This is a genomic window from Pseudomonas sp. S49 (assembly GCF_009866785.1).
In the GTDB taxonomy this organism is placed as follows: domain Bacteria; phylum Pseudomonadota; class Gammaproteobacteria; order Pseudomonadales; family Pseudomonadaceae; genus Aquipseudomonas.
The window spans coordinates 1,224,632-1,246,353 of record NZ_CP019432.1; the positions used below are offsets into that span (position 1 = coordinate 1,224,632).

Annotated in this window: 21 protein-coding genes and 3 pseudogenes; 14 read left to right on the plus strand and 10 right to left on the minus strand. The window is 58.0% G+C overall.

Going from position 1 to position 21,722, the window contains the following annotated elements; translation table 11 throughout:
* Positions 1-32: 32 nt before the first annotated feature.
* Positions 33-521 (minus strand): type II toxin-antitoxin system MqsA family antitoxin, encoded by a 489-nt coding sequence (locus PspS49_RS05245; RefSeq protein ID WP_034154577.1) that lies wholly within the window; start codon positions 519-521, stop codon positions 33-35.
* A complete protein-coding gene (locus tag PspS49_RS05250) occupies positions 518-829 on the minus strand; it encodes a type II toxin-antitoxin system MqsR family toxin (protein WP_127925922.1) in 312 nt (103 codons plus the stop codon). The genes PspS49_RS05245 and PspS49_RS05250 overlap by 4 nt, the downstream gene beginning before the upstream one ends.
* Positions 830-974: 145 nt before the next feature.
* Here PspS49_RS05250 and PspS49_RS05255 point away from each other — a divergent pair, with 145 nt between their 5' ends.
* From PspS49_RS05255 to PspS49_RS05280, 7 genes and pseudogenes are all read left to right on the plus strand, one after another.
* Positions 975-1,655, plus strand: a complete 681-nt coding sequence (locus tag PspS49_RS05255) for a FadR/GntR family transcriptional regulator (RefSeq protein WP_160038404.1) — start codon at positions 975-977, stop codon at positions 1,653-1,655.
* Positions 1,645-2,949 (plus strand): CynX/NimT family MFS transporter, encoded by a 1,305-nt coding sequence (locus PspS49_RS05260; RefSeq protein ID WP_077571231.1) that lies wholly within the window; start codon positions 1,645-1,647, stop codon positions 2,947-2,949. The genes PspS49_RS05255 and PspS49_RS05260 overlap by 11 nt, the downstream gene beginning before the upstream one ends.
* Positions 2,950-3,158: 209 nt before the next feature.
* The gene (locus PspS49_RS05265) at positions 3,159-3,629 is read left to right on the plus strand and encodes a nuclear transport factor 2 family protein (protein ID WP_007909058.1); all 471 of its coding nucleotides are present in this window, start codon (positions 3,159-3,161) and stop codon (positions 3,627-3,629) included.
* A 39-nt stretch (positions 3,630-3,668) separates the two neighbouring features.
* A complete protein-coding gene (locus tag PspS49_RS05270) occupies positions 3,669-3,971 on the plus strand; it encodes a GIY-YIG nuclease family protein (protein WP_008083651.1) in 303 nt (100 codons plus the stop codon).
* A gap of 8 nt (positions 3,972-3,979) precedes the next feature.
* A pseudogene (locus PspS49_RS29775) lies at positions 3,980-4,207 on the plus strand (phage portal protein); the annotation flags it as partial.
* Between the two features lie 158 nt (positions 4,208-4,365).
* Positions 4,366-4,593 carry a hypothetical protein gene (locus tag PspS49_RS05275; protein ID WP_160038406.1) on the plus strand — a complete coding sequence of 76 codons (228 nt, stop codon included), beginning with the start codon at positions 4,366-4,368 and terminating at the stop codon, positions 4,591-4,593.
* Between the two features lie 159 nt (positions 4,594-4,752).
* Positions 4,753-5,010: pseudogene (locus PspS49_RS05280) on the plus strand (ogr/Delta-like zinc finger family protein).
* 33 nt (positions 5,011-5,043) lie between these two features.
* On the opposite strand, the gene PspS49_RS05285 reads toward PspS49_RS05280, so the two are convergent.
* Entirely contained in the window at positions 5,044-5,427 is a 384-nt protein-coding gene (locus PspS49_RS05285) for a hypothetical protein (protein ID WP_127925926.1), read from the minus strand.
* Between the two features lie 533 nt (positions 5,428-5,960).
* Between PspS49_RS05285 and PspS49_RS05290 the strand changes: the two genes are divergently transcribed.
* Positions 5,961-6,896, plus strand: coding sequence for a glutathione S-transferase family protein (locus tag PspS49_RS05290; RefSeq protein ID WP_123451880.1), 936 nt, complete (start codon positions 5,961-5,963; stop codon positions 6,894-6,896).
* 102 nt (positions 6,897-6,998) lie between these two features.
* On the opposite strand, the gene PspS49_RS05295 is transcribed toward PspS49_RS05290, so the two are convergent.
* Positions 6,999-7,349, minus strand: coding sequence for a glutaredoxin family protein (locus PspS49_RS05295; RefSeq protein WP_160038408.1), 351 nt, complete (start codon positions 7,347-7,349; stop codon positions 6,999-7,001).
* Positions 7,349-8,353, minus strand: a complete 1,005-nt coding sequence (gene yejK, locus PspS49_RS05300) for a nucleoid-associated protein YejK (RefSeq protein WP_150749497.1) — start codon at positions 8,351-8,353, stop codon at positions 7,349-7,351. The genes PspS49_RS05295 and yejK overlap by 1 nt, the downstream gene beginning before the upstream one ends.
* 395 nt (positions 8,354-8,748) lie before the next feature.
* On the opposite strand from yejK, the gene PspS49_RS05305 reads away from it, so the two are divergent.
* Positions 8,749-9,030: an HU family DNA-binding protein gene (locus PspS49_RS05305; protein WP_003221909.1), complete on the plus strand. Its 282-nt coding sequence runs from the start codon at positions 8,749-8,751 to the stop codon at positions 9,028-9,030.
* 192 nt (positions 9,031-9,222) lie between these two features.
* Here the strand turns inward: PspS49_RS05305 and rlmF are convergent, their stop codons facing one another.
* Positions 9,223-10,242, minus strand: coding sequence for a 23S rRNA (adenine(1618)-N(6))-methyltransferase RlmF (gene rlmF / locus PspS49_RS05310; protein ID WP_160038410.1), 1,020 nt, complete (start codon positions 10,240-10,242; stop codon positions 9,223-9,225).
* A 210-nt stretch (positions 10,243-10,452) separates the two neighbouring features.
* Between rlmF and PspS49_RS05315 the strand changes: the two genes are divergently transcribed.
* Together PspS49_RS05315 and PspS49_RS29780 are read left to right on the plus strand one after the other, a co-directional pair.
* A complete protein-coding gene (locus PspS49_RS05315) occupies positions 10,453-10,860 on the plus strand; it encodes a hypothetical protein (protein WP_127925930.1) in 408 nt (135 codons plus the stop codon).
* Positions 10,861-11,133: 273 nt separating this feature from the next.
* Positions 11,134-11,355, plus strand: a pseudogene (locus PspS49_RS29780) (IS4 family transposase); the annotation flags it as partial.
* Between the two features lie 217 nt (positions 11,356-11,572).
* Here PspS49_RS29780 and PspS49_RS05325 read toward each other — a convergent pair.
* The 4 genes from PspS49_RS05325 to PspS49_RS05340 form a co-directional block, all read right to left on the minus strand.
* Positions 11,573-14,419 carry a valine--tRNA ligase gene (locus PspS49_RS05325; RefSeq protein WP_160038414.1) on the minus strand — a complete coding sequence of 949 codons (2,847 nt, stop codon included), beginning with the start codon at positions 14,417-14,419 and terminating at the stop codon, positions 11,573-11,575.
* A gap of 193 nt (positions 14,420-14,612) precedes the next feature.
* On the minus strand, positions 14,613-15,008 hold the full coding sequence (locus PspS49_RS05330) for a DNA polymerase III subunit chi (RefSeq protein ID WP_102900610.1): 396 nt from the start codon (positions 15,006-15,008) through the stop codon (positions 14,613-14,615).
* A gap of 8 nt (positions 15,009-15,016) precedes the next feature.
* On the minus strand, positions 15,017-15,445 hold the full coding sequence (locus tag PspS49_RS05335; RefSeq protein ID WP_127925935.1) for a DNA polymerase III subunit chi: 429 nt from the start codon (positions 15,443-15,445) through the stop codon (positions 15,017-15,019).
* 57 nt (positions 15,446-15,502) lie between these two features.
* Positions 15,503-16,993 carry a leucyl aminopeptidase gene (locus PspS49_RS05340; RefSeq protein ID WP_077571238.1) on the minus strand — a complete coding sequence of 497 codons (1,491 nt, stop codon included), beginning with the start codon at positions 16,991-16,993 and terminating at the stop codon, positions 15,503-15,505.
* Positions 16,994-17,569: 576 nt separating this feature from the next.
* Between PspS49_RS05340 and lptF the strand changes: the two genes are divergently transcribed.
* The 3 genes from lptF (at position 17,570) to lepA (ending at position 21,717) form a co-directional block, all read left to right on the plus strand.
* Positions 17,570-18,691 (plus strand): LPS export ABC transporter permease LptF, encoded by a 1,122-nt coding sequence (gene lptF, locus PspS49_RS05345; protein WP_095050952.1) that lies wholly within the window; start codon positions 17,570-17,572, stop codon positions 18,689-18,691.
* The gene (gene lptG / locus PspS49_RS05350; RefSeq protein WP_122843205.1) at positions 18,684-19,745 is read left to right on the plus strand and encodes an LPS export ABC transporter permease LptG; all 1,062 of its coding nucleotides are present in this window, start codon (positions 18,684-18,686) and stop codon (positions 19,743-19,745) included. Before lptF ends, lptG begins: the two co-directional genes overlap by 8 nt.
* A gap of 172 nt (positions 19,746-19,917) precedes the next feature.
* Positions 19,918-21,717 carry a translation elongation factor 4 gene (gene lepA, locus PspS49_RS05355; RefSeq protein ID WP_038357686.1) on the plus strand — a complete coding sequence of 600 codons (1,800 nt, stop codon included), beginning with the start codon at positions 19,918-19,920 and terminating at the stop codon, positions 21,715-21,717.
* Positions 21,718-21,722: the final 5 nt, after the last annotated feature.

Here is a 21,722-nt window from a genome sequence, read left to right on the forward strand (position 1 = left end):
CCGGCCTTGTGCCGGGTTTGTTTTTTTGTGGGTCAGGAAACGGTGAGGGTTTCGTGTTCCTTGTGTACGGTGTGCGTGAAACCTCGCAGGTCTGCGCCTTCAGCCAAGGTCTGGATATCGACGAGCATGTAGGGATGACGATCCAATAGACGCATCAGCAGCACCAATGCTTTGGGTGGAAGTAACTCGCCGCGTTCGTAGCGAGAGAATGCGTTATGCCCGCCACCAGAGAGCAGTTGCACCGTCTCTTTCTGCGTCAGGTGCAATTTGCGTCGAATACGTTTCATCTCGGCGCCGATCATTTGTCTGCCAGCGAGAACCAGCTCGTCACCGGCATCACAATAACGCTCAGCACTATCGGTGTCGAAATCCCATTCCACTTCACCGCACTTCTGGCACTCCCAACCAGATAAATCGTCTACTCGGCGCTCCATGCCTTTGACACTCAGGGTTTCTCCGCGACCCTGGAAATGCCTCATTCCCTCACGTGCACCGCAGCTGACACATTGCTGGGTTTTCATGGGTTTTTCTCCTTGAAGGAGATTACCGGTGGGCTGCCGCCGGGGCGGTAGGTCACCTTGATGTAAATCTCCTGATCTCGTGAATTGATGTGATACCCGTCTTGCCAGATTCGATGATCGTCATAAGTAGTCATCGATTTGTACAACATCCTGGTTTGTAGCTCGAAAACGATCTCTAGCATTTCGCTGAGGTTGAAGCCGAGCTTCTCCGCTGATTTGACCGAAGCTTTGGTGAAAGCTTTTTGACCCAACCGCCTCACCTCAGCCTTGATCACCGCCAGCTCATAATGGGGTGTGTTCTTTTCCATAAGAAACCAAAACCCTGTCCCTGAAATTACCCTTAAAGGGTAATTTTCACCAATCGAAAATACCGCTTCATGTGTCTCCGATTGACCCTAGGTGGTTGCCGTCCTACACGAGTCTGACTAACATGTCAGAAAATTCATCCTATGATTGGATGAAAGGGCGAATCCTACGTCAGACATTTCTCCACTCATCAAACGATCCCTGGTCGATCAGGCCCTGGATCAGCTTCGTCAGCGCATCAACAGCGGTGCCTGGCAGGTCGGCGAGCGATTGCCGACAGAGCCCGAGCTCTGCGCCGAGTTGGGCATCAGCCGCAACACCGTGCGCGAAGCCATGCGCGTGCTGGCGTTTTCCGGACTGATCGAGATTCGTCAGGGCGATGGCAGTTACCTGCGCGCAGTGGTCGATCCGATGGATACCCTGAAAGCGCTGTCGCAATGCTCGCTGGAACAGGCACGGGAAACCCGCCACATCCTCGAAGTCGAGGCCATCGGCCTGGCGGCGTTACGTCGTACTGAAGAAGACCTCGTCGCATTGCGCGAGGCGCTCGGCACCAGCGGCAGCCACTACCACGGCGACCTCGACACCTATATTGCCTGCGATCTGGTGTTCCACCGCCGGCTGGTCGACGCCGCGCACAACCCGACCCTCAGCGAGCTGTATCGCTATTTCTCCAGCATCGTCGGTGCGCAATTGCGCCAGACCCTGAACATCGTCCCGCGCCGTCAGGAAGTGTTCGACCTGCACATCGCGTTGCTCGATGCGGTCGAGCAAAGCGACCCGGAACGGGCCAAAGCCCTGTCGAGGCAGTTGATCAATGAACCTTGAAACCGAGAAATCCATGTCCCGCAACGAGATATCCACAACCCCCAAGCGCACGGCAGAACTTGAAGAACTGCTGATCGACGCCGAGGCCGATGACGAACAAGTGCAACAAAGCCATCCGCTGGTGCGCCGGCCGTGGTTGTTGCTGCTGGGTCTGATTCTGGTGGCGCTGAATTTGCGCCCGGCGCTGTCGAGCATGGCGCCGCTGCTCAGCGACGTATCCAAAAGCCTCGGCTTGTCGGCGGCTCAGGCCGGTCTGCTGACCACGTTGCCGGTGCTCTGCCTCGGTTTGTTTGCACCCTTGGCGCCTATTCTGGCGCGACGTTTTGGTGCCGAGCGGGTGGTGTTGGGGATTCTGCTGACACTGGCTGGCGGGATCATTTTGCGCAGCAACTTTGGCGAGATCGGCTTGTTCGCCGGCAGCGTATTGGGTGGCGCGAGCATCGGCATCATCGGTGTTCTGTTGCCGGGAATCGTCAAGCGCGACTTCGCCAAACACGCCGGCACTATGACGGGCGTCTACACCATGGCGTTGTGTCTGGGCGCGGCGATGGCGGCCGGTTCCAGCGTGCCGTTGAGTGAGCATTTTGGTGGCAGTTGGGCGATGGGCCTGGGCTTCTGGGTGATTCCGGCGTTGGTTGCAGCGGTGTTCTGGCTGCCGCAAGTCGGGCAGAAACATGGCGCGCACAATGTCGCCTATCGCGTGCGCGGTCTGCTGCGTGATCCGCTGGCCTGGCAGGTGACCTTGTACATGGGCCTGCAATCGTCGCTGGCCTACATCGTCTTCGGCTGGTTGCCGTCGATTCTGATTGGGCGTGGACTGACACCGACTCAGGCCGGTCTGGTGTTGTCCGGTTCGGTGATCATTCAACTGGCCAGCTCGTTGGCCGCGCCATGGCTGGCCACGCGTGGCAAGGATCAGCGTCTGGCAATCGTGGTGGTTATGGCACTGACCCTCGGCGGTCTGTTCGGTTGCCTGTATGCGCCGATCGAAGGCCTGTGGGGCTGGGCGATTCTGCTGGGTCTGGGGCAGGGCGGTACGTTCAGTCTGGCGTTGACGTTGATCGTGCTGCGTTCGCGGGATTCCCATGTCGCGGCGAACCTGTCGAGCATGTCTCAGGGCTTCGGTTACACCCTCGCGTCCATGGGGCCGTTTGCGGTCGGCGTGGTGCATGACTGGACCGGCGGTTGGAATGCGGTGGGCTGGATCTTTGGCATCATCGGTACTGGTGCGATCATCGCCGGGCTTGGCGCCGGGCGTGCGCTGTACGTGCAAGTGCAAAGCGAAAAAATCTGAATGCACTGATTTTAAATGTGGGAGCGAGCCTGCTCGCGAAGGCGATTTTACATTCAATATCTGTGTCGACTGACACGCCGCTTTCGCGAGCAGGCTCGCTCCCACATGGGTTTTGCGTGCTGCAGGTATTCGGTGTGCGAATGCCGATAGTGTTTCTGCGCATTGCGGATTATCGTGCTGGCAATCTGTACCTATTTTGGAGATTGCCCATGAGCGAAGCCCACGCCGCGTTGATCACCCGCTTCTACCAGGCCTTCCAGCGCCTCGATGCCGAAGCCATGGCCGCCTGCTACACCGATGACGTAGTGTTCAGCGACCCGGCCTTCGGCGAACTGCGCGGGCGCGATGCCGGCGACATGTGGCGCATGCTCACCACCCGCGCCAAGGATTTCTCGCTGACCTTCGACAATGTCCGCGCCGATGAGCGCAGCGGCGGCGCGCATTGGGTCGCGACCTACCTGTTCAGCCAGACCGGCAACGTCGTGGTCAACGATATCCAGGCCCGCTTCGTGTTCCGTGACGGCAAGATCTGCGAGCACCACGATCACTTCGACCTGTGGCGCTGGTCGCGTCAGGCGCTGGGTTTCAAGGGCCTGCTGCTGGGCTGGACGCCGTTGGTGCGCAACGCCGTGCGTGCACAGGCATTGAAGGGACTGAAGGCATTTCAGGCCGGTCGCTGATAAGATCGCCGCCTGTTTCCTACACGTCTTGATCCCGAAGTGACCAGTCTTAGCGAAAAATCTGTCGATGTCGCCGAACCGGTGAGCAAGTCCTGGTTCGTCTACCTCGTTCGCGCCGCCAATGGTTCGTTGTACTGCGGGATCAGCGATGATCCGGTGCGCCGTTTCGCCAAGCATCAAAGCGGCAAAGGCGCGCGGTTCTTCCTCTCCAGCCCGGCAATGGCGCTGGTCTATACCGAGTTGTGTCGCGATAAAAGCGATGCGCTGCGCCAGGAGCGGCTGATCAAAAAGCTGCGCAAGAGCGCCAAGGAATGTCTGGTCGCGTCTTATCAGTCTGACTGATTGCAACAAAAGACGAGTTCGAGCGCATCAAGAACATCACGCGCAATGACGTGATCGCGGCGTGGCGAATGAACGCAGCGCTGGGGGGGATGCCAGAGAATGCGGCGGGGTTTGGTGATATCGAGAAAATAGATCGGGTTTATATAAATAATTAGATACGACCGATTAGCCAGTTGTTCAAGCAGATGAACAGATCTCTGCGACATGACAGGCAAATTTATTGGTCGGATTTATAGTAAATCAATTATATTAATAGAAATTTAAATCGCAAAATCAACTAAAGACCTGTCAGGTTTGACAGTGGTTTTGATCTTCTTTTAATGACAGGCTAAAGGCTCCAGTCTTACCAATACTAAGACTTTAATTTAACTGGCTAGTGCTTAGGAGCTTCAAAATGTCGAAGACAGCAGAGTTTCCGATCGTGAAAACAGTTGATACGGAGGTGTCCGTTAGGGATAAGTTTGCGAAAGACTATGGGGTGTCTACTCCAATAGTTGAGGTTCGTCTCGACTGGGCGCGAAACATGGCCACGGTTGTTTATGATGATATTCAGCTTAGCGCGCGTGGAGTTGGAACTTACAGCGCGTCCTCAATAGAAAAAACGAAAACTATCAAAAGATGATTGTATTCTTATCTTTTAGTGTTGGTTTGTCGGTGGGTGCAGAGTTTGCATTTATCAATTAGCGTGTGCTGCTGTTTTTAAAGGCTTTAGGGGTAAGTTGACGAGGAGTGGATTTAATGGTGTTAGAATTTAGGTTTGGTCACGTCTGAGTCGGTCTAAATGATGGTGAACTGCAAAGCCTGTGATGAGAAAGGTCGGATTGTTTCTCGAGAAGAGCTTTCATTGGAGTTCGCTCGACTTTACTGTCAGTGCGGTTCGACTGCATGTGGGCATACTTGGGTCACTAATCTTACATTTTTACGCACACACTCAATCCGCCTGCTCAAGCAGTTGATCGCCTACTGTTCGACCGACTACGAGCTTTACCACGCGAAAAAACAACATGATTTATTTGAGCAACTTAGGTCTTTACTATAGTGGCGAGAGTACACCTCTCGCCACTAATTTCATTTACTCAGTGGGTACTAATTTATCCACAACCTGATTGACTGCCATCTCGGCCACCATGACGATTTGCGCTATGCCTTGCAGTGTTTTACGGCGGGGCCCTTCTAACTGGCCGGCAAAATCATTGAGCATCACACTCGCCGATCCCAAGGTTTCGCACGCGTCGACCAACAGGGATTCGGCGTCCGATTGCGGGTTGGCCATGTAGAGGCGGTTGGGTTGATAGGGGGTGTCCATGATCCGGGCCGTGGGTGGACCTAAATAATGGTCGAGTGCGCGTTCGGCGGCTTCGTTGAGTTTTCTCGAATCGGGGGATTCGTATGGCGACGTCGGATGGGTGATGGTTGCCGAGTCTATGACCGGTGGGTTTGGCGTTACTTTAAACATGGTGACTAACCTCTTTGAGGCCGCAAGCCCTAAGCCGCTAAGCGAAAGGGTGGCGGCTATGCGCAAGTTAGCGGACCGGTAGTCACCAAAACCCGGCGCACCCGAAGGTGCCATGCGCACAGCCACCATCAAGTGCAGGCGAATGCCCGACTGGATAGACATGTGCAACCGTAGTGACTAGCTGAGCCGCTAAGCTCGATCACTGGAAATCAGTGACGGTTCCAAGTTACGCAGCCAGTCCAAGGCGCACAAGCCGGCGGATTCTGGCGTACGCGTAGGCAGCGGCGCAAGAATTTGTGGGCCTTTGCGCGTAACACTGAGTGTCTTTAAACGAATTATAAAAATAGCGTGTAATTACCGACGAGTTCCAAGACTTTATCTGTCAGGCAATGCCCTGATGCCATGTCTCGGTACCGCGATCACGGCAGAGCTCTTATCAATCTGACTGATCAGTTCCCATCAGGCAGATCTGTAGGCTGCTAAGCAAATGCACGCTAAGCTGCTGGCTCACTATCTGAGCGGCGGAGCCGAGCATGTCCGAGTTGATTCTGCATCATTACCCGACCTCTCCATTTGCCGAGAAGGCCCGCCTGCTGCTGGGCTTCAAAGGCTTGTCGTGGCGCTCGGTGCATATTTCGCCGGTGATGCCGAAACCGGATCTGACCGCCCTGACCGGTGGCTATCGCAAGACCCCGGTGCTGCAGATTGGCGCTGATATCTATTGCGACACCTCGCTGATCGCCCGTCGTCTGGAGCAGGAAAAGGCGTTGCCGGCGTTCTTCCCCGAAGGTCAGGAGTTTACCGCCGCCAGTTTTGCCACATGGGCTGACTCGGTGGTGTTTCAACATGCGGTGAGCCTGGTGTTTCAACCGGAATCGGTGGCGGTGCGCTTCGCCAAGTTGCCGCCGGAAGCGATCAAAGCTTTTATTGCCGACCGCGCTGGTCTGTTCAGTGGTGGCAGCGCCACGCGTTTGTCTGCTGAACAAGCCAAGCACCAGTGGCCGACGATCATGGCGCGGCTGGAGCAGCAGTTGCAGCGCGAGCAGGGCGACTTCCTGTTCGGCGAACCGTCGATTGCCGACTTTGCACTGGCGCATCCCATGTGGTTCCTGAAGGCCACGCATGTCACGGCTCCGCTGGTGGATGAGTATCCGGCGGTTGCAGCCTGGTTGGGCCGAGTGCTGGGCTTTGGCCATGGCGCAGCCAGTGCGATGACGTCGGAAGAGGCGCTTGAGGTAGCGCGTAACGCGACGCCAGCGGCATTGCCGGATGAGCAGTTCGTTGATCCGAACGGCTTCAAGGCTGGGCAGCAGGTGGCAATCGCCGCGACCGATTACGGAGTTGATCCGGTGGTGGGTGAGTTGCTGTTTGCCGGTAGCGAAGAGTTGATCATTCGTCGCGAAGACGAGCGTGGCGGTGTGGTGCATGTGCACTTTCCGCGTTTTGGTTTCCGCATCGAAGCCCGCTAAAGCTCCATTGTGGGAGCGAGCCTGCTCGCGAAAGCGGTATGTCGGACAACAACAGTGTTGAATGATCAGCCGTCTTCGCGAGCAGGCTCGCTCCCACATTGGTTACTTCAGGGCGGCGAGGATTTCGTCCGGGTCAAATCCGCGAATCAACGTACCGTTCACATCAATCAACGGAATCCCGCGCCCACCCAATGCCTCGTACGCCTTGCGCGCCTCGGCATCCTTCTCGATGTCGAACTCCTTGAAGGGAATGCCCTTGCTGTCGAGAAAGCGTTTGGTCTGCTTGCAGTAGCCGCACCAGTCGGTGGCGTAGAGCACGACGTTGGCTTGGGCCCGCGTCTGCTCTGCAACCATCTGCGACGGATTGAACACCCGCTCGATCTTGCCCCAGTTCTGATAGACCACGACCACCAGCAGAACCAGCGCAACCTTCTTCAGCACTTTGCCGAGCATCAGTTACGGCGCTTCAGCTGATCGGTGAGCGACGTTGGCAGGCCTTTGATCACCAGCGTGCCCGCCTCTTCGTCGTACTCGATCTTCGAACCCAGCAGGTGCGCTTCAAAGCTGATCGACAGGCCTTCGGCGCGGCCGGTGAAGCGGCGGAATTGATTCAGGGTGCGTTTGTCCGCCGGAATCTCGGGCGACAGGCCGTAATCCTTGTTGCGGATGTGATCGTAGAAGGCTTTCGGGCGTTCTTCGTCGATCAGCTCGGACAACTCTTCCAGACCCATCGGTTCGCCGAGTTTGGCCTGGCTGCTGGCGTAATCGACCAGGGTTTTGGTCTTCTCGCGAGCGGATTCTTCCGGCAGGTCTTCGCTCTCGACGAAGTCGCTGAACGCCTTGAGCAGCGTGCGCGTCTCGCCCGGGCCGTCGACACCTTCCTGGCAGCCAATGAAGTCGCGGAAGTATTCCGACACCTTCTTACCGTTCTTGCCCTTGATGAACGAGATGTACTGCTTGGACTGCTTGTTGTTCTGCCACTCGGAGACGTTGATCCGCGCCGCGAGATGCAATTGGCCGAGGTCGAGGTGGCGCGACGGGGTCACGTCCAGCTCGTCGGTCACCGCCACGCCTTCGCTGTGGTGCAGCAGGGCGATGGCGAGGTAATCGGTCATGCCTTGCTGATAGTGGGCGAACAGCACGTGGCCGCCGACTGACAGGTTCGACTCTTCCATGAGCTTCTGCAGGTGTTCGACCGCGACTTTGCTGAACGCGGTGAAGTCCTTGCCGCCGTCCATGTATTCCTTCAGCCAGCCGCTGAACGGGAACGCACCGGATTCCGGATGGAACAGACCCCAGGCTTTGCCCTGTTTGGCGTTATAGCTCTCGTTGAGGTCGGCGAGCATGTTTTCGATGGCTGCAGACTCGGCCAGTTCCGTGTCACGGGCGTGTAGAACTGCGGGCGTGCCGTCGGGTTTTTTGTCGATCAGGTGGACGATGCAATGACGGATCGGCATGGGCTTCTCGGCTGTTGGAAGGGAGGAGGGCAGGCTCCCCCGAAAAAGCGCTCAGTGTACCGCAACCACTGGTTTTGGCGCGGGTTGTAGGGCAAAACCGGGGCGCGCACTGGCGCTTATGCAGTTTTTTACCGATTTAGCGCAATAAAGCTGACCAAATGGGTAGCTAGAGGCGGATATTTCCCCGGCTCTGTGCTAGTTTTGCCCGGTCTTACGCGAAGTCACTGCGTTAAGCGTGCAATCAGCATTTGTCAGGTCGAACCAAACCCTGATTTCGGTATCTATAACCCGACTCGTCGTGGTTATCGCCGAGGGTGCCAGATCCAGAAGATCGGGCTCGATGGCTGACACTGCACTCTGCAATCCATATGAATTTGATAGGGAAGGAACACTACATGGCTCTTACTAAAGACCAACTGATCGCCGACATCGCTGAAGCTATCGACGCGCCGAAAACCACCGCGCGTAACGCTCTGGACCAACTGGGCCAAATCGTTGCCGATCAGCTGGAAAACGGCGGCGAAATCACCTTGCCAGGTATCGGCAAGCTGAAAGTGACCGAGCGTCCTGCCCGCACTGGCCGTAACCCTTCGACTGGCGCTGCCATCGAAATCCCTGCAAAGAAAGTGATCAAGCTGGTTGTGGCCAAAGGCCTGACCGACGCTGTGAACAAGTAAGACGCAGCGATAAAAAACCGTGCTCCGGAGCGATCCGGGCACGGTTTTTTTGTGTCTGCGATTTGATGGCTGAATCGCAGGGCCAATGTGGGAGCGAGCCTGCTCGCGAATGCAGTGGTTCAGTCTCCTTCAATATCGACTGCTATACCGCCTTCGCGAGCAGGCTCGCTCCCACAGGGGATCTTCGGTTTCTTAGCGAACCCAGCGCTCGCGGCGCCAGATCTGCTGTTCGGACTTGGTCTGGAACGTCCAGGCGACGAAACGGCTTTGCTTCTGACCTTGGGACATCTCCACCACTTGGCTTTCCAGCACGCCGGCCTTTTTCAGCGCGGTTTCGATGGCTGGCAAATTCGAAGCCTTCGACACCAGCGTACTGAACCACAGCACCTTGTGCTGGAAGTTCGCGCTCTCGGCGATCAGTTGCGTCACGAAACGCGCTTCACCGCCTTCACACCACAGCTCAGCCGATTGGCCACCGAAGTTCAGCACCGGCAGTTTGCGTTTCGGGTCGGCCTTGCCCAGTGCGCGCCATTTGCGCTCGCTGCCCTTGGTCGCTTCGTCCATCGAAGCGTGGAACGGCGGGTTGCACATGGTCAGGTCAAAGCGCTCACCCGGCTCCAGCAAGCCGATCAGGATGTGCTTGCGGTTTTCCTGCTGACGCAGCTGGATGACTTTATTCAGGTCGTTGGACTGAACGATGGCGCGGGCAGCGGCCACGGCGGTCGGGTCGATCTCCGAACCGAGGAAGTGCCAGCGGTATTCACTGTTACCGATCAGCGGATACACGCAGTTGGCGCCCATGCCGATGTCCAGCACGTTGACGATCGCGCCGCGTGGCACCTTGCCGTCGTTCATGCTGGCCAGCAAATCCGCAAGGAAGTGCACGTAATCGGCACGGCCCGGCACCGGCGGGCAGAGGTAGTCTGCCGGGATGTCCCAGTGTTGAATGCCATAAAACGACTTGAGCAGCGCCCGGTTGAACACTCGCACCGCATCGGGACTAGCGAAGTCGATGCTTTCCTTGCCGTAAGGGTTGGTGATCACAAACTTCGCCAGTTCCGGCGTGGTCTTGATCAGCGCCGGGAAGTCGTAACGACCCTGATGGCGATTGCGCGGGTGCAGGCTGGCCTTTTCACGCGGCTCGGCGGTCTTGGCCGGGGTCGCGGTGTCAGGCTTCTTGCGCGCAGGTTTGGGTGTGCGGGGGGCGTTCATGGGCGTGGTCGATTCGGGTATGGCTGAAAGTGGCGGGTATTGTCCCACATCTAATAACAAGCCAGTCCGTAATGTTGGTGGATGTTCTTTTATATAGCTAAATCATATGAATAACTGTCATTTCTGACAGTTGTAAGGCGCTTTCGCTCCTTGTTTACTGAATTTGCACAAACCAGTGCAAATAAAATCCAATGACACAAGGAAGCTATCATGACTGGCGCAATCACATTTCCGGATGCAGATCTCGACGTTGACCCTAATCAGCCATATCTCAATTGCAACTCGAATCCCATGCAGGGATTAAAAGTTGCAATCGGCCCCCTCAGAGATGTACAGGTCGGCGCGGTATTGAATATTTCCTGGGAGGGGTTCGAAGACAAAGAGTCAACGAAACCTGTTAAGGGAACATTGAATTCCGTGACTCATTTCGTAACCGAAGATGATCGCGAGAAAGGATTTGTCGTGAAGATAGGCGATTATTTTCAGCACCTGAAACCTATCCGGAGTGGCTGGGGGAAGGCCTCCTATACGATTAATGGTGCTGGAATTATTGACGCAAGTCTTAGGGTTTACTTGATATACCCGTCAGGTGATTTCTGTGATGAGGTAACAGATTGAGAAAGAAGCAGGCCATCAGGCCTGATGCCGATCAGTTAAGCCTCTTTGCTTGACCTTTGGCCGCAAGAAATCAAAATCCGATGCCTGTAACCGGCATTGGATTTTTTTATGCGTCTCGCTCGGGCATTGGAACTGACCCACAACATCGCCTCTACCCCTAGCGCCATTGAGGGGTGGATTCTTTGCTCGATCCTGCACTGGTCGAGCAGGCACTGGAACAGGCCGGCTTAGCAACCCTGCGCAAGCGGCTGTTGCCCTTGGAAAGGCACTGAGCGGCATTGGCTGATGCCGTTACGCAAAGGGACGCAGTACGAAGTTATTCAGCGTTTGGGACGTCAGGATGCGGTGGTCTCGTTAAGCACTTCGCCGCAGGCCCGCAAGCAATGGCCGGGATTACCAGAACGCCTGACCGCAAGACTCCTGAGCAAAACCGTCAAGGGCAAGGTCTGTCAGATTTTGACGTCGATGGCCGATCCACTGCATTTCCCATCCGATGGGCGTCTCCGTCGACCGCTCCGGGAACATTGCCAATAATTTTGGCCGAACGGCATGCTTCAGCGCCGCACTACGTGCTGCCGCATCGACGTGAGGAGCGCGCATATCCTCGGGCGATTCGGCTGAAATCACCGAAGTATCCGATCAAAAAAATGCCAGTCAGCTTAACTGACTGGCATTAGGCCGTTGTAGCCGCCCTTTTTAAAGCGATTTGCCGTTACAGGCTGGCAATCCGCGCGTGTTGCTCGGCCAGTTTGCCCAGGGCTTGTTCAGCCTCGGCCAGTTTGGCGCGTTCCTTCTCGATGACTTCGGCCGGGGCCTTGTCGACGAAACCGGCATTGGACAGTTTGCCGCCAACCCGCTGGACCTCGCCCTGCAGACGCAGGATTTCCTTGTCCAGGCGTGCCAGCTCGGCGCCCTTGTCGATCAGACCGGCCATCGGCACCAGCACTTCCATCTCGCCAACCAGCGCGGTGGCGGACAGCGGTGCTTCTTCACCAGCCTGTAGAACGGTGATCGATTCCAGACGCGCCAGTTTCTTCAGCAGCGCTTCGTTCTCGGTCAGGCGGCGCTGGTCTTCAGCGCTGACGTTCTTCAGGTAGATCGGCAGTGGCTTGCCCGGGCCGATGTTCATTTCGCCACGGATGTTACGCGTGCCGAGCATCAGTTCCTTGAGCCATTCGATATCGTCTTCGGCGGCCGGATCAATGCGCTCTTCGTTGGCCACTGGCCACGCTTGCAGCATGATCGTCTTGCCCTGAATGCCGGCCAGCGGCGCGATGCGCTGCCAGATTTCTTCGGTGATGAACGGCATGAACGGGTGCGCCAGACGCAGCGCCACTTCCAGTACGCGTACCAGCGTACGGCGAGTACCGCGCTGACGTTCAACCGGCGCATTCTCGTCCCACAGCACTGGCTTGGACAGTTCCAGGTACCAGTCGCAGTACTGGTTCCAGATGAACTCGTACAGCGCTTGCGCCGCCAGGTCGAAACGGAACTGATCGAGTTGACGGGTCACTTCGGCTTCGGTGCGTTGCAACTGCGAGATGATCCAGCGATCCGCCAGCGACAGCTCGTAGGCTTCGCCGTTCTGGCCGCAGTCTTCGCCCTTGTCCAGAACATAACGCGCGGCGTTCCAGATCTTGTTGCAGAAGTTGCGATAGCCTTCAACACGGCCCATGTCGAATTTGATGTCGCGACCGGTCGAGGCCAGCGAGCAGAAGGTGAAGCGCAGGGCGTCGGTGCCGTAGCTGGCGATGCCATCGGCGAACTCGTCGCGGGTCTGCTTCTCGATCTTCTTCGCCAGTTTCGGCTGCATCAGGCCGGAGGTGCGCTTCTGCACCAGGTCTTCCAGCTCGATACCGTCGATGATGTCCAGCGGGTCCAGGACGTTGCCCTTGGACTTGGACATCTTCTGGCCCTGGCCATCACGCACCAGACCGTGCACATAAACGGTCTTGAACGGAACTTGCGGCGTGCCGTCTTCGTTCTTGATCAGGTGCATGGTCAGCATGATCATCCGGGCAACCCAGAAGAAAATGATGTCGAAGCCCGTCACCAGTACGTCGGTGGAGTGGAATTTCTTCAGGAACTCGGTCTGCTCAGGCCAGCCCAGGGTGGAGAACGTCCACAGACCAGAACTGAACCAGGTGTCGAGTACGTCGTTGTCCTGTTGCAGTGCAACGTCCGGACCCAGGTTGTGCTTGGCACGCACTTCGGCTTCGTCGCGACCTACATAGACCTTGCCCGACTCGTCGTACCAGGCTGGAATCCGGTGGCCCCACCACAGCTGGCGGCTGATGCACCAGTCCTGGATGTCGCGCATCCACGAGAAGTACATGTTTTCGTACTGCTTCGGTACGAACTGGATGCGACCGTCTTCAACGGCGGCAATTGCAGGCTCGGCCAAAGGCTTGGTCGACACGTACCACTGGTCGGTCAACCACGGCTCGATGATGGTGCCGGAGCGGTCGCCTTTCGGTACTTTCAGGCCGTGGTCGTTGACGCTGACCAGCAGGCCGGCGGCGTCGAACGCAGCAACGATTTGCTTACGCGCTTCAAAACGCTCAAGACCGGCGTATTCAGCCGGAATCGCGCCGTCGATGCTGTCGTTCAGCGTGCCATCAAGGTTGAACACCTGCGCTGCCGGCAGCACGTTGGCGTTCTTGTCGAAGATGTTCAGCAGCGGCAGGTTGTGGCGCTTGCCGACTTCGTAGTCGTTGAAATCGTGGGCCGGGGTGATTTTCACGCAACCGGTGCCGAATTCAGGATCGCAGTAATCGTCGGCGATGATCGGGATGCGGCGGCCAACCAGTGGCAGCTCGACAAACTTGCCGATCAGGGCCTGGTAGCGCTCGTCGTTCGGGTTCACCGCAACGGCGGAGTCGCCGAGCATGGTTTCCGGACGGGTGGTCGCGACAATCAGGAAATCGTTGCCATCAGCGGTTTTCGCGCCGTCGGCCAACGGGTACTTCAGGTTCCACAGGAAACCTTTCTCGTCGTGGTTTTCCACTTCGAGGTCGGAAATCGCCGTGTGCAGTTTGGTGTCCCAGTTGACCAGGCGCTTGCCGCGATAGATCAGGCCGTCTTCGTGCAGGCGTACGAAGGCTTCTTTAACCGCTTCCGAGAGGCCGTCGTCCATGGTGAAGCGCTCGCGGCTCCAGTCAACGGACGAGCCGAGGCGGCGGATCTGACGGCTGATGTTGCCGCCGGACTGATCCTTCCATTCCCAGACTTTCTCGAGGAATTTTTCACGGCCCAGATCATGGCGATTCTGGCCCTGGGCTTCGAGTTGACGCTCCACCAGCATCTGCGTGGCGATACCGGCGTGGTCGGTGCCCGGCTGCCACAGGGTGTTACGACCCTGCATGCGGCGGAAACGGATCAGGGCGTCCATGATCGCGTTGTTGAAACCGTGACCCATGTGCAGGCTGCCGGTGACGTTCGGCGGCGGGATCATGATGGTGTAGGAGTCGCCCGCGCCTTGCGGGGCGAAGTAGTTCTCGGACTCCCAGGTGTTGTACCAGGAAGTTTCAATGGCGTGCGGCTGGTAGGTCTTATCCATGCGCGGCGGGACCCTATTGGCATTAATTCAGGAAAAGCCGACGAGTATAGCGGGGCATGGGGCCGAGGGCGAGCGGGGCGGGCCCGGAGGGGAGCTAAATGTAGGAGCTGCCGAAGGCTGCAATCCCTTGACTTCGGTTTTTAAAAACAAGATCAAAAGATCGCAGCCTGCGGCAGCTCCTACACGGGGCGCGTTATTCGTACTGGCTGAGGAGCCGTTCCATGCGCGCATCGAGACGGCGTTTGATTTCGGTTTCGATGTGCGGCGCGAAGTCGTCGATCACGTCTTGCATGATCAATTGCGCGGCGGCGCGCAGTTCGCTGTCGAGGTGGAGCAGGGCGTCCGGGCCTTTATCCACAGGTGCCGCCGGTTGTACGGCGGGTGTCGGAGCTGGCGCGGGTGGTGGTTCGACAGCGGCCGGCTCGTTGCCAACCGAATCGAACAGCATCGGAATCTGTTCCTGTTCACCGTCATCGACCGTATCGGTCAGCAGCGGTGGTTGCAGGTTGTCATCGCCGAGCAACTGGCGGATCGATTCGAGATCGTCCAGCAGATGTGCGGACTTTTGCTGCGGTTTCGGAGTGTCCATTGGAATGCTCAGAGTCGCTGTAAACGGTGATCTTGCAGAGGATAGCCCTGTTCGCGGTAGAAACGGAAACTCTCCCGCGCGGCCGCTCGAATCGTCGGATCTTCCACTACCACTTCCGCCACTCGGGCGAATTTGCTGGCGAAGCCCGGGACTTTCAGGTCGAGATTGACCAGCAAATCCTGATGCTGACCGCAGTCCTCACCCAATCCCAACACAATCAAACCGTCCGGTTCGCTGTCGGCCGGGCCATGCGGCACGAAGGTTTCGCCCTTGAATGCCCACAGGCGCGCATCAAGATCGTCACGCTGAGCCGCGTCGCTGCAATGCAGGTAGATGCGGTGGCCCATGCGCCAGGCTTTCTCGGTGAGCTTGCAGGCAAAGTCCAGACGAGCCGAAGGGTCAGCGCTGGGCAGGATATAGAAGTCGACTTTGGTCATTGCGGTTCCAGAGCAGCAAGCGGCGTCACCCGAAAGTGACGCCGCGCGTCAGCGGGTTCAGGCTTTGGCGCGATCCAGCAGGTACTGGGTCAGCAGAGGCACCGGACGGCCGGTTGCACCTTTGTCCTTGCCGCCGCTGGTCCATGCGGTGCCCGCGATGTCCAGGTGCGCCCAGTTGAGGTTCTTGGTGAAGCGCGACAGGAAGCACGCGGCGGTGATGGTGCCGGCTTTCGGCCCGCCAATGTTGGCGATGTCGGCAAACGGGCTGTCCAGTTGCTCTTGGTACTCGTCGAACAGCGGCAGTTGCCAGGCGCGGTCGTCAGCGGCTTTGCCGGCGCTGAGCAGTTGGTCGATCAGTTCGTCGTTGTTGCCCAGCAGGCCCGAGGTGTGGGCGCCCAAGGCAACGACGCAAGCGCCGGTCAGGGTGGCAATGTCGATCACTGCCTGCGGCTTGAAGCGCTCGGAATAGGTCAGCGCGTCGCACAGCACCAGACGGCCTTCGGCGTCGGTGTTGAGGATTTCCACGGTCTGGCCGCTCATGGTGGTGACGATGTCGCCCGGACGGGTTGCATTGCCGCTCGGCATGTTCTCGGCGCAGGCGAGGATGCACACCAGGTTGATCGGCAGTTTCAGTTCAAGTACGGCACGCAGGGTACCGAACACGGACGCCGCGCCGCCCATGTCGTACTTCATTTCGTCCATGCCGGCGCCTGGTTTCAGGCTGATACCGCCGGTGTCGAAGGTGATGCCTTTGCCGACGAGGGCGTACGGCTTCTCGGATTTCTTGCCACCGTTGTATTGCATCACGATCAGGCGCGGCGGTTGCTCGCTGCCTTGGCCGACGGCGTAGAACGAGCCCATACCGAGGGATTTGATCTTCTTCTCGTCGAGGACTTCGACTTTCAGATCCTTGAATTCTTTGCCCAGATTCTTGGCTTGTTCACCGAGGAACGTCGGGTGGCAGATGTTCGGCGGCAGGTTGCCCAGGTCGCGGGTGAAGGCCATGCCATTGGCGATCGCGGTGGCGTGGTTCACGGCGCGCTGCACTTCGGCTTGCGCGGCCTTGATGGTCAGCAGGGTGATTTTCTTCAGCGCGCGCGGTTCGGCTTTCTGGCTCTTGAACTGGTCGAAGGTGTATTCGCCGTCCACCAGAGTTTCCGCCAGCAGGCGGGTTTTGCCGTAGCTGTCACGATTTTTGACAATGACTTCATCCAGCGCCAGCACGGCGTCGCTGCCACCCAGACCCTTGAGGGTGTTGAGGATGCCGGCAACGATTTTGCGGAACGGACGGTCGCCCAGTTCTTCATCCTTGCCCACGCCGACCAGCAGCACGCGCTCGGCTTTGAGGTTCGGCAGGCTGTGCAGCAACAGGCTCTGGCCAACCTTGCCGGCCAGATCGCCACGCTTGAGCACGGCGCTGATCGCGCCACCGCTGAGTTCGTCGACCTGTTTGGCGGCGACGCCGAGTTTGCGGCCTTCGCCGACGGCAACCACCAGGGTGGCGGTTTTCAACGTTTCTGGGCTAACGCTTTTTACAACCAGTTCCATGTCCGGATCCCTGAATGAATGGTCAACACGCAGGCGTTCGACGGTGTCCGCAGTCGCCTGCTTATAGATAGAAGAGGCGCAGGCCAAAGCCTGCGACAAGGGCCGCAGTTTGAACCCCGCTCCCCGCACCTGACAACCCTAGGGGGCGTTCTCAATTAGTTTCCACGCCGCGTTGTCGCCTTAAAGTCAGCCAGGCAAGGCGCAGGCCGCTGGGAATGGTTGTTCCCTTTCCAAGGCCTGCAACGCAGACTGGCCGGCTTTAAGGCACAACCCGAAGGGCCGGGCCTGCTGTTGTGCAGGGCTGCGTTGCTCGAAGCTTATTTGGAATGACCAAACCACGCTTCTCGCGCCTTGCCCTGCACAACAGCAGACCCGGCGCGGTGTGAAAACTAATTGAGAACGCCCCCTAGGTTGTACGATCTGCAAAGGATTACAACGATGGATGAGTGTGCGCAGTGACAGGCGCCCCCAATCACAGGATAATGCCGCATCTTTTTTCGACGGCTCTGCGTTGCGGGCCGGTCGATGTGTTTGCTTGTTTGGCCGCCTTAGCCTGACAACCCTGGAGTGTCTGGTTTGATCGTCTTCCGTTATCTGTCCCGCGAAGTCCTGTTGACCCTCAGCGCCGTGAGTGCCGTGCTGCTGGTCATCATCATGAGCGGTCGCTTCATCAAATACCTGGCGCAGGCCGCTGCCGGCCAGCTCGATCCGGGCTCGTTGTTCCTGATCATGGGCTTTCGTCTGCCGGGTTTCCTGCAACTGATTCTGCCGCTGGGCCTGTTTCTCGGCATCCTGCTGGCGTACGGTCGCCTGTATCTTGAAAGCGAAATGACCGTGCTGTCGGCCACCGGCATGAGCCAGCAGAAGCTGTTTCGCATGACCCTGTTTCCGGCGACGCTGGTTGCATTGGTCGTGGCATGGCTGAGCCTGGGCCTGGCCCCGCAAGGCGCCAATCAGTTTCAGTTACTCCTGAACAAGCAGGATGCACTGACTGAATTCGATACCCTTGAACCGGGGCGTTTCCAGGCGCTGCGTGACGGCACTCGGGTGACTTACACCGAAACCCTGAGCGACGATCGCGTCAATCTGGGCAGTGTATTCATTTCGCAGAAGAATCTCGGAGCCGATCAAAAGGATCGCGGGATTTCCGTGCTGGTGGCCGAAAGTGGTCGCCAGGAAGTGCGCCCCGACGGCAACCGCTATCTGATCCTCGATAACGGCTACCGCTACGACGGCAGCCCGGGTCAGGCCGATTACCGTGCCATTCATTACGAAACCTACGGCGTGCTGCTGCCCAAGCCGGACGTCAGCGAAGAAGTCACCGACCGTGACGCCATGCCGACCTCGTCTCTGCTGGGCAGCGATGACATCCGCTCCAAAACCGAACTGCAATGGCGTTTGTCCCTGCCGCTGCTGGTGTTTATCGTGACCCTGATGGCGGTGCCGCTGTCGCGAGTCAATCCGCGCCAAGGGCGTTTCCTCAAGCTGCTGCCGGCGATTCTTCTTTATATGGCTTATCTGACCATCCTGATTGCCGCGCGCGGCGCCCTTGAAAAAGGCAAGATTCCACCGGCCCTTGGCCTGTGGTGGGTGCACGCGATCTTCCTGTTCATCGGTCTCGGCCTGCTCTATTGGGAGCCGCTGCGTCTGAAAATGGCCAGCCGTCGCGCCGCTGCGCTGGAGGTGGCCCGTGGTTAAACTCGACCGCTACATCGGCAGCAGCGTGTTCATGGCGATCATCGCCGTGCTGGCAATCATCCTCGGTCTGGCAACGCTTTTCGCGTTCATCGATGAGATGGGTGATGTCAGCGACACCTACACCCTCGTTGATGTTCTCAGCTTCGTGTTGCTGACCGCGCCACGCCGTCTCTACGAAATGTTGCCAATGGCCGCGTTGATCGGTTGCCTGATCGGCCTCGGCAGTCTGGCCAGCAGCAGTGAGCTGACCGTCATGCGCGCCGCTGGCGTGTCCATCGGCCGGATCGTCTGGGCGGTGATGAAGCCAATGCTGGTGCTGATGCTGGCTGGCGTGCTGATCGGCGAATACGTTGCTCCGGCGACCGAAAGCATGGCGCAGGCCAACCGGTCGCTGGCGCAAGGCAGCGGCGACGCGCAAAGCGCCAAGCACGGTATGTGGCACCGTCAGGGTGAAGAGTTCATCCACATCAACGCCGTGCAACCGAACGGCTTGCTGTATGGCGTGACCCGTTATCACTTCGACAAGGAACGCCATCTGCTCAGTTCGAGCTTCGCCAAAAAGGCTGAGTTCGATGGCAATCACTGGCAGCTCACCGATGTGGCGACGACCAAATTCAATGAGCGCAGCACTGAAGTGGTGAATATGCCGACCGAGCGCTGGGACGTGTCCCTGAGCCCGCAATTGCTGAGCACCGTGGTCATGGCCCCGGAATCGCTGTCGATCAGCGGCCTGTGGGGTTACATCCACTATCTGTCCGAGCAAGGTTTGAGTAACGGCCGTTACTGGCTGGCATTTTGGGTCAAGGTGTTGCAGCCGCTGGTGACCGCCGCGCTGGTACTGATGGCGATCTCCTTCATCTTCGGTCCGCTGCGTTCGGTGACCCTCGGTCAGCGGGTGTTCACCGGCGTGCTGGTCGGTTTCACCTTCCGCATCGTCCAGGATTTGCTGGGCCCGTCGAGCTTGGTGTTCGGTTTCTCGCCGCTGTTCGCGGTACTGGTGCCGGCCGGGGTTTGTGCGCTGGCGGGTGTCTGGCTGCTGCGAAGAGCCGGTTGATCGGCACTTTTCTGCCAATGTTTCAGCTTTGAGAACGCCTCGGTCGACAGATCGAGGCGTTTTTGCATGCAATCCGGGTGACAGGTGAACGTGACGCTTGCGCCGTGTATCAGGTACAATTCCCGGCTATTTTTCGGCGGGCCATGCCTGCAGCCTTTTTGAGTGTTGATCCGTGAGTGATTTGAGTCATATCCGCAATTTCTCCATCATCGCCCACATTGACCATGGCAAGTCGACGCTGGCTGACCGTTTCATCCAGATGTGTGGCGGCCTGGCCGAGCGTGAAATGGAAGCCCAGGTACTGGATTCCATGGATCTGGAGCGTGAACGCGGGATCACCATCAAGGCCCACAGCGTCACCCTTTATTACACGGCCAAAGACGGCATCAAGTACCAGCTGAACTTCATTGACACCCCGGGCCACGTCGACTTCACCTACGAAGTCAGCCGTTCCCTGGCCGCGTGTGAAGGTGCGTTGCTGGTGGTCGATGCCGGTCAAGGTGTTGAAGCCCAGTCCGTGGCCAACTGCTACACCGCGATCGAGCAGGGCCTTGAGGTCATGCCGGTACTGAACAAGATCGACCTGCCGCAGGCCGATCCTGATCGCGTCAAGGACGAGATCGAGAAGATCATCGGCATCGACGCCACCGACGCCGTCACCTGCAGCGCCAAGACTGGCCTGGGTGTCGACGAAGTGCTTGAGCGTCTGGTGCACACCATTCCTGCGCCGACCGGCAACATCGAAGATCCGCTGCAAGCGTTGATCATCGACTCCTGGTTCGACAACTATCTGGGCGTTGTCTCCCTGGTGCGCGTGCGTCATGGCCGCGTGAAGAAGGGCGACAAGATCCTCGTCAAGTCCACCGGCAAGATCCATCTGGTCGACAGCGTTGGCGTGTTCAACCCGAAGCACACCGCCACGTCTGACCTGAAGGCCGGCGAAGTGGGCTTCATCATCGCCAGCATCAAGGACATTCACGGTGCACCGGTCGGTGACACCCTGACCCTGAGCTCGACCCCGGACGTTGAAGTGCTGCCCGGCTTCAAACGCATCCAGCCACAGGTTTACGCCGGTCTGTTCCCGGTCAGCTCCGACGACTTCGAAGATTTCCGCGAAGCGCTGCAGAAGCTGACCCTCAACGACTCGTCGCTGCAGTACACCCCGGAAAGCTCCGACGCACTGGGCTTCGGCTTCCGTTGCGGCTTCCTTGGCATGCTGCACATGGAGATCATTCAGGAGCGCCTGGAGCGCGAGTACGACCTGGACCTGATCACCACCGCGCCAACCGTAATCTTCGAGCTGGTACTGAAAACCGGTGAAACGATTTACGTCGACAACCCATCCAAGCTTCCGGATGTCTCGTCGATCGAAGACATGCGCGAGCCGATCGTGCGCGCCAATATTCTGGTGCCGCAGGAACACCTGGGCAACGTCATCACCCTGTGCATCGAGAAGCGCGGCGTTCAAGTCGACATGCTGTTCCTCGGCAATCAGGTGCAAGTCACTTACGACCTGCCGATGAACGAAGTGGTCCTGGACTTCTTCGACCGTCTCAAATCCACCAGTCGCGGCTATGCTTCGCTGGATTACCATTTCGACCGTTACCAATCGGCTAATCTGGTGAAACTGGACGTGTTGATCAACGGCGACAAGGTCGATGCCCTCGCATTGATCGTGCACCGTGACAACTCGCACTACAAAGGTCGCCAGTTGACCGAGAAGATGAAAGAACTGATTCCTCGTCAGATGTTCGACGTGGCGATTCAAGCTGCCATTGGTGGTCAGATCGTTGCCCGGACAACCGTCAAGGCACTCAGAAAGAACGTATTGGCCAAATGCTACGGTGGTGACGTCAGCCGTAAGAAGAAACTGCTCGAGAAGCAAAAGGCCGGTAAGAAACGCATGAAGCAGGTCGGCAACGTGGAAATTCCACAAGAAGCCTTCCTTGCCGTGCTCAGGTTGGATAGTTAGGTCCT

What these genes read in the sequence shown, in the direction of transcription:
- PspS49_RS05245 (WP_034154577.1), bottom strand. Translation starts at nt 521, where the DNA reads ATGAAAACCCAGCAATGTGTCAGCTGCGGTGCACGTGAGGGAATGAGG.
- PspS49_RS05250 (WP_127925922.1), bottom strand. Translation starts at nt 829, where the DNA reads ATGGAAAAGAACACACCCCATTATGAGCTGGCGGTGATCAAGGCTGAG.
- PspS49_RS05260 (WP_077571231.1), top strand. Translation starts at nt 1,645, where the DNA reads ATGAACCTTGAAACCGAGAAATCCATGTCCCGCAACGAGATATCCACA.
- PspS49_RS05265 (WP_007909058.1), top strand. Translation starts at nt 3,159, where the DNA reads ATGAGCGAAGCCCACGCCGCGTTGATCACCCGCTTCTACCAGGCCTTC.
- PspS49_RS05275 (WP_160038406.1), top strand. Translation starts at nt 4,366, where the DNA reads ATGTCGAAGACAGCAGAGTTTCCGATCGTGAAAACAGTTGATACGGAG.
- PspS49_RS05285 (WP_127925926.1), bottom strand. Translation starts at nt 5,427, where the DNA reads ATGTTTAAAGTAACGCCAAACCCACCGGTCATAGACTCGGCAACCATC.
- PspS49_RS05290 (WP_123451880.1), top strand. Translation starts at nt 5,961, where the DNA reads ATGTCCGAGTTGATTCTGCATCATTACCCGACCTCTCCATTTGCCGAG.
- PspS49_RS05295 (WP_160038408.1), bottom strand. Translation starts at nt 7,349, where the DNA reads ATGCTCGGCAAAGTGCTGAAGAAGGTTGCGCTGGTTCTGCTGGTGGTC.
- yejK (WP_150749497.1), bottom strand. Translation starts at nt 8,353, where the DNA reads ATGCCGATCCGTCATTGCATCGTCCACCTGATCGACAAAAAACCCGAC.
- PspS49_RS05305 (WP_003221909.1), top strand. Translation starts at nt 8,749, where the DNA reads ATGGCTCTTACTAAAGACCAACTGATCGCCGACATCGCTGAAGCTATC.
- rlmF (WP_160038410.1), bottom strand. Translation starts at nt 10,242, where the DNA reads ATGAACGCCCCCCGCACACCCAAACCTGCGCGCAAGAAGCCTGACACC.
- PspS49_RS05315 (WP_127925930.1), top strand. Translation starts at nt 10,453, where the DNA reads ATGACTGGCGCAATCACATTTCCGGATGCAGATCTCGACGTTGACCCT.
- PspS49_RS05325 (WP_160038414.1), bottom strand. Translation starts at nt 14,419, where the DNA reads ATGGATAAGACCTACCAGCCGCACGCCATTGAAACTTCCTGGTACAAC.
- PspS49_RS05330 (WP_102900610.1), bottom strand. Translation starts at nt 15,008, where the DNA reads ATGGACACTCCGAAACCGCAGCAAAAGTCCGCACATCTGCTGGACGAT.
- PspS49_RS05335 (WP_127925935.1), bottom strand. Translation starts at nt 15,445, where the DNA reads ATGACCAAAGTCGACTTCTATATCCTGCCCAGCGCTGACCCTTCGGCT.
- PspS49_RS05340 (WP_077571238.1), bottom strand. Translation starts at nt 16,993, where the DNA reads ATGGAACTGGTTGTAAAAAGCGTTAGCCCAGAAACGTTGAAAACCGCC.